General features: G+C 48.1%; 10 protein-coding genes and 1 pseudogene. 8 read left to right on the forward strand and 3 right to left on the reverse strand.

Annotated features, from left to right (window positions below):
• Positions 1-236 precede the first annotated feature (236 nt).
• The 5 genes from AAIG11_RS00005 to iadA all read left to right on the forward strand — a co-directional run bounded on the left by AAIG11_RS00005 (position 237) and on the right by iadA (position 8,085).
• Positions 237-1,382 (forward strand): MFS transporter, encoded by a 1,146-nt coding sequence (locus AAIG11_RS00005; RefSeq protein WP_343184228.1) that lies wholly within the window; start codon positions 237-239, stop codon positions 1,380-1,382.
• A 261-nt stretch (positions 1,383-1,643) separates the two neighbouring features.
• The gene (locus AAIG11_RS00010; protein WP_343184229.1) at positions 1,644-2,855 is read left to right on the forward strand and encodes a DUF418 domain-containing protein; all 1,212 of its coding nucleotides are present in this window, start codon (positions 1,644-1,646) and stop codon (positions 2,853-2,855) included.
• A 59-nt stretch (positions 2,856-2,914) separates the two neighbouring features.
• Positions 2,915-4,960 (forward strand): sigma-54 interaction domain-containing protein, encoded by a 2,046-nt coding sequence (locus tag AAIG11_RS00015; RefSeq protein WP_343184230.1) that lies wholly within the window; start codon positions 2,915-2,917, stop codon positions 4,958-4,960.
• 361 nt (positions 4,961-5,321) lie between these two features.
• On the forward strand, positions 5,322-6,857 hold the full coding sequence (gene yfcC, locus AAIG11_RS00020; protein ID WP_343184231.1) for a putative basic amino acid antiporter YfcC: 1,536 nt from the start codon (positions 5,322-5,324) through the stop codon (positions 6,855-6,857).
• Positions 6,858-6,912: 55 nt separating this feature from the next.
• Positions 6,913-8,085: a beta-aspartyl-peptidase gene (iadA, locus tag AAIG11_RS00025; RefSeq protein ID WP_343184232.1), complete on the forward strand. Its 1,173-nt coding sequence runs from the start codon at positions 6,913-6,915 to the stop codon at positions 8,083-8,085.
• Between the two features lie 120 nt (positions 8,086-8,205).
• On the opposite strand, the pseudogene AAIG11_RS00030 reads toward iadA, so the two are convergent.
• The 3 genes and pseudogenes from AAIG11_RS00030 to AAIG11_RS00040 form a co-directional block, all read right to left on the reverse strand.
• Positions 8,206-8,604 (reverse strand): annotated as a pseudogene (locus tag AAIG11_RS00030) (C-GCAxxG-C-C family protein); the annotation flags it as partial.
• Between the two features lie 24 nt (positions 8,605-8,628).
• A complete protein-coding gene (locus tag AAIG11_RS00035) occupies positions 8,629-8,880 on the reverse strand; it encodes a hypothetical protein (RefSeq protein ID WP_343184233.1) in 252 nt (83 codons plus the stop codon).
• 103 nt (positions 8,881-8,983) lie between these two features.
• Positions 8,984-10,057 carry an FMN-binding protein gene (locus AAIG11_RS00040; RefSeq protein ID WP_343184234.1) on the reverse strand — a complete coding sequence of 358 codons (1,074 nt, stop codon included), beginning with the start codon at positions 10,055-10,057 and terminating at the stop codon, positions 8,984-8,986.
• A gap of 332 nt (positions 10,058-10,389) precedes the next feature.
• Between AAIG11_RS00040 and AAIG11_RS00045 the strand changes: the two genes are divergently transcribed.
• From AAIG11_RS00045 to AAIG11_RS00055, 3 genes are all read left to right on the forward strand, one after another.
• Positions 10,390-10,557 carry a hypothetical protein gene (locus AAIG11_RS00045; protein WP_343184235.1) on the forward strand — a complete coding sequence of 56 codons (168 nt, stop codon included), beginning with the start codon at positions 10,390-10,392 and terminating at the stop codon, positions 10,555-10,557.
• Positions 10,554-11,807 (forward strand): GNAT family N-acetyltransferase, encoded by a 1,254-nt coding sequence (locus AAIG11_RS00050; protein ID WP_343184236.1) that lies wholly within the window; start codon positions 10,554-10,556, stop codon positions 11,805-11,807. Before AAIG11_RS00045 ends, AAIG11_RS00050 begins: the two co-directional genes overlap by 4 nt.
• A gap of 358 nt (positions 11,808-12,165) precedes the next feature.
• The gene (locus AAIG11_RS00055; RefSeq protein WP_343184237.1) at positions 12,166-13,302 is read left to right on the forward strand and encodes a GGDEF domain-containing protein; all 1,137 of its coding nucleotides are present in this window, start codon (positions 12,166-12,168) and stop codon (positions 13,300-13,302) included.
• Positions 13,303-13,382: the final 80 nt, after the last annotated feature.

The raw sequence follows: 13,382 nt of genomic DNA on the forward strand, positions 1-13,382 counted from the left end.
ACGACCACAGTAACCTTTATACTCATGAATGCTCACCCGTGCTGTTTCCAGTATACAAGAACATGATAAGATGTTGAATTTTCTTCTGGGCAAGTGCTTGGAGCCAGCGTAACGGTGATACAGGGACCCGGTTATAGAGGGAGTTATAAAGGGATGTTGGGTGTTGCTGCCGGATCTGTAATTCAGAAGAAGCACAATAAGAAGATAATTGAACGAGAGAACAAACAGGGGGAATCATGACAATGGCGGCTCAATCCATCTATGCGGTGGTCATTTTATATAATTTGGCGTTATCCATGTACTTGTTCCTGTTTCCTTTATACCTGGATCACCTGGTGTTCAGTCCCATGTTGATTGGAGCACTGGTATCGGTTTCTGCCGTCTTTCAGGTGATCTTACGGTTGCCCATGGGAGCGTATATCGATCGGATTGGCCAGCACAATGCCACCAAGCTGAGCAGTGCCGCCTTTCTGTTGTCCATTATTTTCTTTTTCGCCAGGCCTTTATTGCCATTTTTCATTGTGATTCAACTGTTCTCAGGTGTTTCCAGTACCTTGTTCTGGCCATCCACCCAAGCTTATGTGGCCTCCATGAGCCACCGCACTCTGGGGTACCGCATGGGCATGTTTAATTTATTAACCGGAGTGGCCGGCATTGTGGGGCCTCTGGCAGGCGGGTACAGCAAAGATCTGGTGGGGCCTGAAAAATCCTTCGCTGTTCTGTTGGGGGTGTCGGTGATTTTAATGCTGGTGACGCTGGCCCTGCCCCGGCTGCACCCGGGTGAAACCACGGGCCAAACCATGGGGTTAATGGAGTCCATGCTGGTGGTGATCAAGGAGAAACCCCTGTACTTTGCCGGCATTGCCACCTTTTGCGGGGCTACTTCCTGGGCGCTGGTCAGCTCCTTTTATCCCATTTACATGCAGAACCAGCTGGGTTTTTCTTCCACACTGGTGGGGCTTTTGGTGGGCCTTCGGGCGCTTTCTTCGGCACCAGGCGGTTTTCTTAGCGGTATTTATCTTGAAAAAATCAAGTTTACAGGAATGTTCTTTGGCAGTATTCTCATGGGGGCGGCAGGGTTCTTCCTCATTCCCCTCACCAGCCATTTTGGTCTGCAGGTGCTCATTATCTGCCTCATTGGTTTTTCCAGTGGTGCCTTGCAGACAGTTGCCCTGGTTTTTGTGGGAGAGGTGATGCCCCAACATTTGATGGGCACCGCCATGGCCTTTATTGGTTTGTTCTGGTCCCTTTCCCTGGCGGTGCTGCCGCCGCTGATGGGAGCCTTCGACACGGTGCACGCATCCTTCACCTTTGGCGGTTTGGGGGTGCTCTTTTTGGTGCTGGGGGTTTTGGGGCTAATGGTGAAAAGAGATATTGTCTGAAATGATAATCAGCGATGCTCCAAAAACCACAAAACCTGCTATTGACCTGACTGATTGTGTTGTATAATGAATAAAGATATCAGAAAGTTGGGGAATTTTAAGAGGCAGATGCCACATGCTTCAGTGCTGTTTCAGATGACCCGGATCACGCGCTTTTTTAGCAATATCTTACTTCATTGAAAAAAATCTGTTATGATGCTAAGGAAAGAGTCTTACTGCTGCCAGAGTCTACCAAAGGATTGCACAAATGGAGGTGCTCATGTGAAAGATTTACCAAAGCTGGCCAATAGTCAGCGCATTCAAAGCATTGATATGATAAGGGGAGTTGCCCTCTTTGGGGTTTTTCTGGTGAATCTGCCCAGTATGAACACTGCCTTATGCCTTGTGGAGGAGACTTTTGCAGGTGTGAAGAGTTCTCGGGATGTGTTCGTGAACGACTTGGTGTATCTGTTTTTTGCCGACAAGTTTTACCCATTGTTCTCATTTCTCTTTGGAGCTAGCCTGTTTCTTTTTCTTGATAACAAGAAATCCGAACTCAAATCACCGATGCGTTTATTATTGCGCCGCCTGTTGTTGCTGGCTCTTTTTGGAGCTTTTCACGTTCTGCTGGTTTGGTGGGGTGACATATTGCTGTTATACGCATTGACAGGCACGATGGTCCTCCTGCTGAGGAACCTTCAAGCCACAGCACTTCTGAAAACTGGCCTGGGACTATTACTGGTACCTACGATGATGTTGCTCCTTTATACAGGGTGGTACCACGCCAGTGGTCAGATGGTTGATGAATCAGTGGACGAGTATTGTTCGGAGGAGATGTTGCTGGAAGATGCTCAGGTTTACCGTCACGGGTCTTTTGGGGTCATTGCCCAAAAGCGTATCCAGGATTTTTTGGCTGCCTACCTGAGCGGTTTTGGGGATGGTTTTTTTGAGACAATGGCCAGCGCCAGCTATTATCTGCAGGTGGGAGGACTGATGGTACTGGGAGGTGCCAGTGTCAGAGGAGGCTTTTGGAGGGATGATTACCACCACCATCGCGGCCTTTGGTTGTCAACGGGCTTTCTTACATTTTTTCTGGGATTTATTGGGTACGCTCTTTTCTGGAGTGAGTTTCCCCTGCATTACGACCTGGCCTACGCCCTGTTCCCCATTAGTGGTCCAGCAATGGCCTTTGGCTACTTAGTACTGTTGCGGGACTTGACACGTATTCTGCCGGAAAAAATGCTCTTGCCTTTCAGCTGTCTTGGGAAGATGTCACTGACCAACTACCTGTTCCAGACAACCTTCGGATCTCTGTTGCTGTATGGTTATGGACTGGGCTACTACGGGATGCTGGGGCCTGCCCGGATGACTGCCATTGTTGTGGGCGTGTATCTGTTTCAGTTGTGGGCAAGTACCCTGTGGATGAAGCGTTACCACCAAGGTCCTATGGAATGGGTCGTTCGGCGAGGTGTTTATGCCGGAACTGCCAAATAAGGGTCTGTCTGTTATGGGCCATTGATTCGTTCGGGTCATTTTTTCTATGGAGGGACGCCATGAAAACCCAACATCTGATACTTATTACTGGCACTGAGCCCACGCAAAGGTCTCTGGAAAAACAGCTGCGGGTCATATTTGATGGTAGTCATGTATCAGTTGTGAGCTATGCCATTGATACGGGGTTGCCGGCTGAACTGACAGCAGACTTAATTCTTTTTTCAAGCCCTCAGGTGGAAGATGAAATGATGGCTATGAATCGGCTGAAGAAAGAGCAAAAAACCCTCACTGCAGCTCGCAGCATTGCCATGGACCACTTGGAGCAGGTCATGCGCATTCCTGCCGGCTCGGCGGTGCTGCTGGTGAATGACGTGCCGGCATCTGCTCAGGAAAGTGTGGCGGCTCTTCATCGTATTGGCGTGGACCATGTGAATCTGATTCCCTGGTGGCCGGAAGCTCCCTTGCCCCACCCTATTCCTGTCTATGGCATCACTCCGGGAGAACCGGCGCTGGTTCCCCGGGGAGTGACCCAGGTGGTGGATATTGGCCCGCGGGTCTGCGATTTTTCCACCGTTGTCCAGCTATTGGAAAAGCTGGATCTGTTTGACGGTTGCTCTACTGTATTCTCCGAAGGATATCTGAAAAAAATCATCCACATGGCAGGCCGGCTGGCCCGATCCCATGAAGCCATTGAATCACTGAACCGTCATTTACAGGCAGTGCTGGATGGTTTGAACGACGGGTTGCTGGTTTTTGATCAGCAGGGAATGATCTCCTTCATCAATGAGAATGCGCGAAGGCTCCTTCATTTACCCAACCTCCGACAGGGAGGCCTTTCCCTCGGCCGTCTCATTCCTTTTCGGGAGCTGCGGCAATTTTTGATGACTCCGGGAGCGAGCGAACGGGTGTTTACCCTGTTTGATCAGCCGGTGTTGGTAAAACGGCTGGAAAGTTTGCAGACAGGCGAAACCACCGCTGTTTTCCAAAATGTGGCAGAAACCATTGCCTCTGGTCAGCAAATCAAAAGGGACTTAGTTCGCAAAGGTCATTACGCCCGATATACCTTTGACGATTTAGTGGGCACTTCTCCCTCTTTGACACAGGTGGTGAACACGGCCAAAAAACTGGCAGCCAGTGGTCTCACCGTGTTGCTGGTCGGGGAGAGTGGGACGGGGAAAGAAATTTTTGCCAGCGCCATCCATAACGCCTCTCCACGACAGCAAGGCCCCTTTTTGGCGGTGAACTTCAGCGCTCTTTCCGACGAGTTAATTGAAAGTGAGTTGTTTGGCTATGAAGAAGGCTCTTTTACCGGTGCCCGTAAAGGTGGAAAGATTGGTCTTTTTGAGCAGGCTGATGGGGGAACCCTGTTTTTGGATGAGATCGGGGATGTGTCTCTAAAGGTGCAGGCGCGTCTGTTGCGGGTACTGCAGGAAAAAGAAATAATGCCCGTGGGAGGGCAGGCAATCCGTACCATAGACGTACGCATTGTGGCTGCCACCAACCGCAGTCTGGAGCAGCTGGTGGCCCAGGGCCAGTTCCGTGAAGACTTGTATTACCGCTTGAAGATGGGATACCTAAACCTTCCTCCGCTGCGTCACCGCCGGGAAGATGTGCTGGATTTGGCACAGCATTTTATTCGCCTGGAAACCAGCCGACTCATCCAGTTATCGGAAGATGTTTCCCGCGCCCTGGTCTCCTATCACTGGCCGGGAAATGTCCGGGAACTGCAGAACACTGTGAGTTATATGCTGGCGGTGGCAGATACCCCTCTGATGACCATGGCACACCTGCCGGCCGCCGCTTTTTTCACCCCATCAGAAAACCGGGAAAAACCGTTCCTGATTCGTCATCTTACGCCGCTTCAGCGGTTGATGGTAAAGGTGGGAGAACTGGAAGACCGGGGACAGAGCCCTGGCCGGGGCAGCTTGCTGGCAGCTATGAATGCAGAGGATCCCCTGGGAGGATGGACAGCCCACAAAGTGCGGATGGCGTTGGTAGAGCTGGAAGAAAAAGGCCACCTGACGGCTGGAGTGGGCCGTCAGGGCAGTCGCCTCACCGAAGCAGGAAGGTTGGCCTGGCGTCAGTTGATACAGAAAGAGCGATAGCCAGCCAGCAAGGCGCATTAACCCAGCAAAGTTAGAAAGTCAGTAAAGATGAAAAACCTAAACAAGAAATGGAAAAGCTAATAAAGGAAACAGATAAGGTTGAAAATTGGCGAAAACAGGTGCTTAACTGGAGAAATAACCAGAAAGCACCTGTTTTATGAGAAGCCTCAGGTGTTTCCTTTCAATAGGAAGGAGATCATTAAAGGGGATAATAAATGTTTTAGAGAGTATTTACAAGCGGTATGATGGTTGCCACCATTTTTTTCTGATTCTTTTCACAACCTGGCACGGACTATGCACTATGAATAGAAAACGGTTCCTTGATTTTGAATCGTGAAAAGAAAAAGAGGAGTGAGGAGAAATGACTGAGGAGAAGAAGCAAAGCAAGGGACATAAGCTGAAGCAACGGTGGCAAATGCCTGACACCTATGTCATCATCTTTTTTGTGGTGGTGCTGGCGGCTCTAATGACCTATGTGGTACCTCTGGGACAGTTTGAGATGCATGAAGTCGCCTATGTGCAAGACGGTGCGGAGAAAAGTCGGACGGTGCTGGATCCAGACACCTTTCAACTGGTGATGACAGAAGAAGGGGAGACGGTGCGGGAGGGCATTCGTCTTTTCGAACCATTCGGCGGCGTGGGCCTTCTCAATTATACATTTGAAGGCTTGGTTACCGGAAGTAAATGGGGAACTGCTGTTGGGATTATTGCTTTTATTCTGGTCATTGGAGGAGCCTTTGGTATTATCCTGAAAACAGGGGCTGTTGAAAATGGGATACTGGCCATGATTAAGCGCACCAAGGGCAGAGAATCGCTTGCTATTCCTTTGATTTTCTTTCTATTTTCCCTGGGCGGAGCCGTTTTTGGCATGGGTGAAGAAGCTATTCCCTTTGCCATGATTCTGGTACCCCTTATGATTGCCATGGGATATGATGCTGTCACCGGGATTTGTATCACTTACGTGGCCACCCAGATTGGGTTTGCCACTTCCTGGATGAATCCCTTCAGTTTGGCAGTGGCCCAAGGCGTTTCTGGCCTGCCGGTCCTCTCTGGAGCTGGGTTTCGTATTGGCTTGTGGGTCTTCTTTACCGCTTTGGGGATTGGGTATACTTATGTGTATGCTCAACGTATTCGCAAAGATCCCACCAAATCTGTTTCATATGAGTCAGATGCTTACTATCGGGAAGACTTTGAAGGCCGTCAGCACATAGAAAGCAGCTTTAGCACAGGAGACGCACTGGTATTGCTGACCATTCTTTTGGGTGTTGTGTGGGTGGTCTGGGGTGTGATGCAGCATGAATACTATATTCCAGAAATCGCAACCCAGTTCTTTGTCATGGGCCTGGTGTCCGGTATCATCGGTGTGATCTTCAGGCTGAACAACATGACTGTCAATGACATTGCCAGCGCATTTCGCGACGGGGCAAAAGAACTGGTGGGTGCTGCCATGGTGGTGGGAATGGCTCAGGGAATTATTTTGGTGCTGGGAGGCACTGATCCCACCCAAGGAACGGTGCTGAACACCATTCTTCACTCCATGGGTAGTGCTGTCGGCCACTTGCCGCCAGTGATTTCTGCCTGGATGATGTATGTGTTTCAGTCGGTGTTCAACTTCTTTGTGGTGTCAGGATCCGGGCAGGCGGCGTTGGTCATGCCCCTCATGGCCCCTTTGGCAGACATTGTAGGTGTCACCCGTCAGGTGGCCGTGCTGGCATTCCAGTTGGGTGACGGTTTCACCAACCTAATTGTTCCCACTTCAGGATGTCTCATGGGAGTACTGGGTGTTGCCAAACTGGACTGGAGCAAATGGTTTAAGTTTCAAATCAAATTTCAAGCAATTCTCTTTACCCTTGCATCGGTGGTCATGGTAGTGGCAGTGATGCTTGGATACAGCTAAATTGCCCCAGTTCCTTGTCAGTGAGCGTTCACTGGGTTCGACAGGAGGAAAATAAATGATTTTGTTGAAAAATGTAGAGCTCTACACTCCGAGGCCGTTGGGGCTGAAGGATGTGTTAGTGGCAGGAGAACAGATCGTAGCCATTCAGGAACGGATTGATCCTGGTACGTTACTGCCGGAAGTACAGGTTATTCAGGGTCAGGGACGATGGCTCCTTCCCGGCTTCATTGACACCCACCTGCACCTTACCGGGGGTGGCGGCGAAGGGGGGCCCCATACTCGAACTCCTGAAATTATGCTGTCAGACCTAACCATGGCAGGAGTCACAACGGTGGTGGGGTGTTTGGGGACAGATGGTTTCACCCGCACCATGGGTAACCTGCTGGCAAAAGCACAGGCCCTTACCCATGAAGGAATCACTGCCTTTGCCTGGACAGGTTCTTATCAAGTGCCTCCCCGAACTTTAATGGACAGCATTGAAGAGGATCTTCTGTACCTGGCGCCAGTGATCGGCGTGGGAGAGATTGCCCTGGCAGACCACCGGTCTTCTCAACCAAGTCTGGAAGCATTAAAAAAACTGACAGCATCTGCCCGGGTGGGGGGGATGCTGTCAGGAAAAGCAGGGGTGGTGAACATCCACCTGGGGGATACCCCGGGTGGATTGGAAATGTTGCAGCAGGTGGCCAGGGATGCCGCCATTCCCCTTTCTCAGTTTCTACCCACTCATCAAAATCGAAGCGAACAGGTATTTGAAGAAGCCCTTACCTATGGCAAATCAGGGGGATGGATGGACTTCACCACCAGCACTGTGCCCCAGTTTTTAGAAGCAGGTGAAGTGGCGGCCCATGAAGCCTTGGCCAAAGCGCTGGATGCAGGCATCCCCATTGAACGTCTTTCTTTCAGCTCTGATGCCCAGGGAAGTCTGCCGGCCTTCGATCACCAGGGCAACCTGACAGGTCTGGCAGTTGGAAAAGCCAGCAGTCTGCTCCAGTCGGTACAAGATGCTGTGACTGCAGCAGGTGTGTCTTTTCCTACAGCTCTTCAAGCCATTACCTCCACGCCAGCCAGCCACTTAAAGCTGGCAGGGAAAGGACGTATTGGTGTGGGCATGGCAGCAGATTTGGTGTTGGTAGAGCCGGGTTCACTCCTCGTTGATACGGTTATTGCCCGTGGACAGGTGATGGTAGCAGAAGGAAAACCAGTGAAACGAGGCACCTTTGAAGATTAAGGTGCAGGACGTTCTTCAATAAAATAACCGCCCAAAGCTTCCATCAGTTGATGAGCATTTTGGGCGGTTTTTTGCTGTGGTGGTCGGTGTGGTTTCTTTAACTTCAAATAATTCCTTTGCTTAAGTCAGTTCGCGATTTAAGATTGTTGCAGTTGTTCGAACAACTTCTGCTGCAACTCCGGCACAGCGGCTGGATCGTTCGGAAGAGCCAAAAGCGACCCCTTCTTTTTCAATAAACTTTGAGACCGAATCATAGCACAGAGTTGATTCGGCAACAGTGATGGCGTGGTCAGGGAAGTCTGGGTTATACACGGGTAGTTCCGCAAGTTTGTACCAATCAAAAAGTTCTTTTACCAATGCATTCTGCTTGTCACCGGCAACCAAACCGATAAAACCGGCGGCCACTGCCAGGGTTCCACATAAAGAAGCTTCCAGGGCGAATCCACCAGCAAAAGAACGATACATCATCGTGGGGATTTGGTTATAAGGATAACCCACCTCTTCTGCCAAGTAGCCGAAAAGACCTTCGGCTGTCCCAACGCCTCAGCCACCTTTTTCTTTATAATATTTATAGGCTCTTTCTGCAGCTTTATCGGGATCGATTCTTGCGTAAGGAACCGGATATTCAACCTGCTCCGGCGCCAGTCCCATTTGCTCTGCTGCTTCAGTCATCTCTTCTTCACTGCATGCCGTGAGAATACTGCCCATTCCTCCAAGAAGAGCAACTCCTGTAAAGGTGGTGCCCATCTTCTTTAGAAAGTCTTTTCGGCTAATATGTTTCATATCATCACTCACATGTAACCCTCCTCTTTTGATAAGGATATTGAAGATTTAATCATGGATAAATGTGTTTAGCAGATTAAACACTTATGTCTGCGAACTCGCAGACAGAGTTCTATCAGGTTCCGCCCCCACTACTACTTGCTGTTGGTGCTGAAACTTCTCCCTTTTCACGTTCAGCAAGGTTCACCCCGGCATGTTCAACTGCTTGCTGAACAATTTTCATCGCAGCATTGGAAGTCCATGTTGCGCCGGTCTGTACATCGACCTCGGTTGTTTGCTGGTTCACGATTCGCTCTGGTACCACTCTCAATGCTCCGTCACCAAATCCTTTTGTTTCCTTATGCTCAATAACACGAATTTCCGTGATTTCGTTTCCGGTAAAGATGACGTCCATAAAGATGTCATAACGATCTTGAAATCCCTTGCCAGACACTAAAATCCCTTCCGGTTCATAGGATTCCAGATCATATGCAGCAGCAGGATCTTGGGGTGCTGCGGCTTCAGATATTTGTTGACCGGTGACTGTGCCCACAGCAGTCAGAACAGCTTGAGACGAAACCGTGGCTCCGGATTCAACGTCCACATCCGTGCTCTGGGACTGAAGAATTTTCTTGATCATGGCATCAACTGCCACATCTCCGAGATTTTCTGTTTCGTTTTGATCCAACAACTTAATATCTGCAATTTTATCCCCATCCATAACAACATCAAGGACAATGTCTCCGCCGTACCCTGAACCAACAGCGAGCGTTCCTTCAGCTTCATAGGCAGTGGAATTCTCGTCGGTTGGATCCTTGTGAGCTGCGTCAGATCCTCCCATTGTTACACCTGCTTCACCAAGGGCATTACTCACTGCAGCGATGACTGCATTGGAAGATACAGTTGCTCCGGCATGTACGTCAACATCTGCAGATTGATTCTCAAGGATTTTTGTGATCATCTCATCAATGGCTTTGTCTCCGATATTCTGGGTTTCATTTTGTTCCAGAAGTTCAATGTTGACAATCTCTGTGCCTTTAACGTAGACCATAAGCCGAATAGGACCGCCATAACCTTCGGCGGTCACTTCATAGTTTGCAGTATCTGCTGAAACATTTGAAACATTGGTACCCATAGCATTAAAGCTGAAGAGTAGACCTACAGTCAGGACCACCAGAACCACTGCTGACACTATCTGTTTTTTGTCCATGTACTCAATTCCTTTCTAAAGATAGTTATTACGGCAAGTTACTTTAGCGCTGAATGGATTCTCCTGGCATCAAATGATTAACCATTAAGGCCGGGTATCATTCATTGACAAGTACTTATCAATAAAAATGCAATTTGATTCTACCACATTTTCCTGAAAACGTTTCCAAAGTACCAGGTGTTAGGGTTAAACGATAGAAACAAGATGACGTATATCCTAAAAAACGAGTGGCATATATCCTGATGATATATCTACAAACGAAGATGGATAAGTTATACTTAATTAGACAAAAACGGTAAGGCCATGCACCCTTTCTGAACTGGCACCGGCTTATGATAGAGTTGGAGGAGCATCTTAAGACTGATGGCCATACATCTGTGGGCAGGGAGAATGTAACAAATGAAAGAATGATTGAACTGTCCGGGTGGTTTAAGATACTATTAAAGATGGGAACCCTCATTGCTGTTGATGAGAGTTTCAACGAAAGGAGATCATCATGAGTGATATTCGAAAGCTGACCCAGGAAGACAAAGAGGCATTTAAGCGTTTGACAGTGTATGCCTATGCAGGAAAAGGATTGGGAATAGACGCTTATGAGAAGCGGGAAAAAATGTTTCTCAAGATCTTGCAGCGGGGAGAAGAAGACTGTTTTAAGGGCTTTTTTGAAGACGACGGTTCGCTAACTGGGACAGTACGTGTGTTGACCCAACCCTTAAACTTTAGGGGAAACCAACTGACAGCGCTGGGAATTGCCACTCTGGCGGCGGATCTGTTTCATAAGAAAGAGAAAATAGCCTTCAAACTGATCAAGGATGCGGTGGAACATGCTGTGGAGAAGGGTGCTGCCATGGCGGTACTGGACCCCTTCAATATTGGTTTTTACAGAAACATGGGTTTTGGACTGGGGGCGCAAGTCAGACAATATCGCCTCAAACCGTCCCGGTTTTTCAACTATAGCAGCAAAGAAGGCTTGGTGGAACTCAGTCCCAGCGACATTGGGGAAATCAAGGAGTTGTATGACCGGTATTATGAAACCCATCACGGCATGATGAAGCAGTCGGCAGGAGAAATCGAAGACCTGCTGCAGGGAGACCACATCATGGTGGGTTTTCGAAAAAAATCACAGCTGGAGGGTTTGTTAATCTTCACGTTTAAACGTGTGGGAGAAGATACTGTTTATGGAATCGACCTGATGGTAGATGAAATGGTGACATTGACGACAGCCGCTTTTCAGGCTTTTTCCACCTTTCTCCACAGTCAGGCCGACCAGGTGAGAGAGGTCCTGCTGGAAACACAGGATCCCCACTTCAGTGAGTATTTTGATGATCCTTCTTCTGATGACTTCAGCACCTTTCAGACACGGCACCAGGAGATCTGCCGCTTGGGAGTGGGCATGATGTACCGGGTGATCAACATGGAGCATGTGCTGGGTGTTCTGACAGAAAAAGGCATCCCTGAAGCCTTTCCCAACCTGTGCATCGATGTGAAAGACCGCCTGTTGCCAAACCAGGAAGGTGCTTACTATCTTTACAAGGAAGGTAACCAGCTTGCTTTTTCCCGTCAATCCCGGGTGCCGGAGGTGACAATGACCATTGACATTGCCGACTTTTCTGCTCTGGTGATGGGCAGCGTGAAGCTTGGGTCACTGTTGTTTTCGGGAAAAGTGACTTTATCTAACCACAAGTACCTTCCGGTACTGGCTGTGCTTTTGGATGCCGGGGCAGTACCTGTGTGTCTCAGTCGGTTTTAGAGGTGACCAATGACCAGTTGTTGCGGGCAGGCTGTGCCATCGCATCAGAAAATCGGAAAGAATAGGTGGCGGTGAAGATTAAGTGATGATGGCAGTAAGACAACGTGCCAAGATAAGTATGCAAGTGAAACAGAGCAGGGATCCGTCCCAGCTTTTCAAGTGAATGGATAACTGAAGCATTTTTCACCCAGTAGAGAGGGGCAAAACGACCCATGCCCCAACTGTTTTTGATTAGCTGAAGTTCTGAAGGGTAGTTTAGCAATAGGAAAACTAGCAAACTTGTTGGAAATCAAGAACAATAAACTTGAGTAGAGTCTTAGCTTTCACGAGTTATCGCTTTTAGAAAGGGGGGAGAACCATGGAGAACAGCTTTTTTCAATGGGACTCAGACTTTGTTACTGGCAACAAGATCATTGATGACCAACACCGCAGTCTCATCATGACCATTAATGAATTAATGCAACTCTCTTTACAAAGTGAAGCAATTGATGACCAAAGCATCAGCAGCCTTCAAAAAAAACTAACGGACTATACTCTTGAGCATTTCAATACGGAAGAAGCATTGATGGTATCCTTTTCAATAGTTTCTCAGCATAAAGAGAATCATGAGAAAGCTCACAAAGAGTTTATAGACAATGTGAATCAATTCTTTGAGATCCCCGAAAACTTGAAAAACAAGAGCTGCCTGAGTGAAATCAATGAATTTCTGATCCGATGGCTGGCGTATCATATTCTGAGTACAGATAAGGGACTAGTGAGGCAAATTGATCGGATTCAGGAAGAAGGCTTTTCTCCTGAGGAAGCTTTTAAAAAGGAAGTAAGCGATGATGATGCAAATACAGAGCCCTTGTTAAAAGCGCTGAAAGCGTTGTTTTTTCTTGTATCCCAAAAGAATAAAGAGCTGGAAGTCATTAACGAAGGACTGGAAGAGAAAGTGAGAGAAAGAACAAGGGCTTTAGAAGAAGCAAACCAACGGCTGGAAAATCTGTCTATGGTAGACGAGCTTACTGGATTACCCAACCGAAGGTTTGTCATGCAGGAGATTCAGCAGTTAATGAATCATTGGAAAAGATATGGAGCCCCTTTTTCTGTCATCTTTATTGACTTGGATAAGTTTAAAGCGGTGAATGATGATTACGGTCACGAATTTGGCGATCAGGTATTGAAATGGGTCTCTTCATTTATTCGAAAACACATTAGAGTTAATGACATTTTCTGCAGGATTGGTGGCGATGAGTTTGTGATTATTGCCCCTCATTGCAAAGGGGATGAAGTCCTTTTAATGGCAGAAAAGCTGCTTGAGATCATTAAGAATTTAAAGAACCACGAAAGGCCTTCATGGTGGAATCCTTCTTTCAGCCTGGGGATTGTAGAAATAAATGCAAAGGATGATTCTGTGAGTGATATTTTGAATAGAGCAGACTCTGTGATGTATGAATCAAAACGGGCTGGCGGCGGATTGGCGACTCTTTTTTCGGAAAAGAAAGTACCATAGTGAGTAATCTCAAGCGCTGGTTTTTAAGAGTTTGCCATGAAATCCGCATGAAACTATCACGCATTCAAATGGAAACAAGT

It is taken from the genome of Anoxynatronum sibiricum (assembly GCF_039414295.1).
GTDB lineage: Bacteria > Bacillota > Clostridia > Peptostreptococcales > Tindalliaceae > Anoxynatronum > Anoxynatronum sibiricum.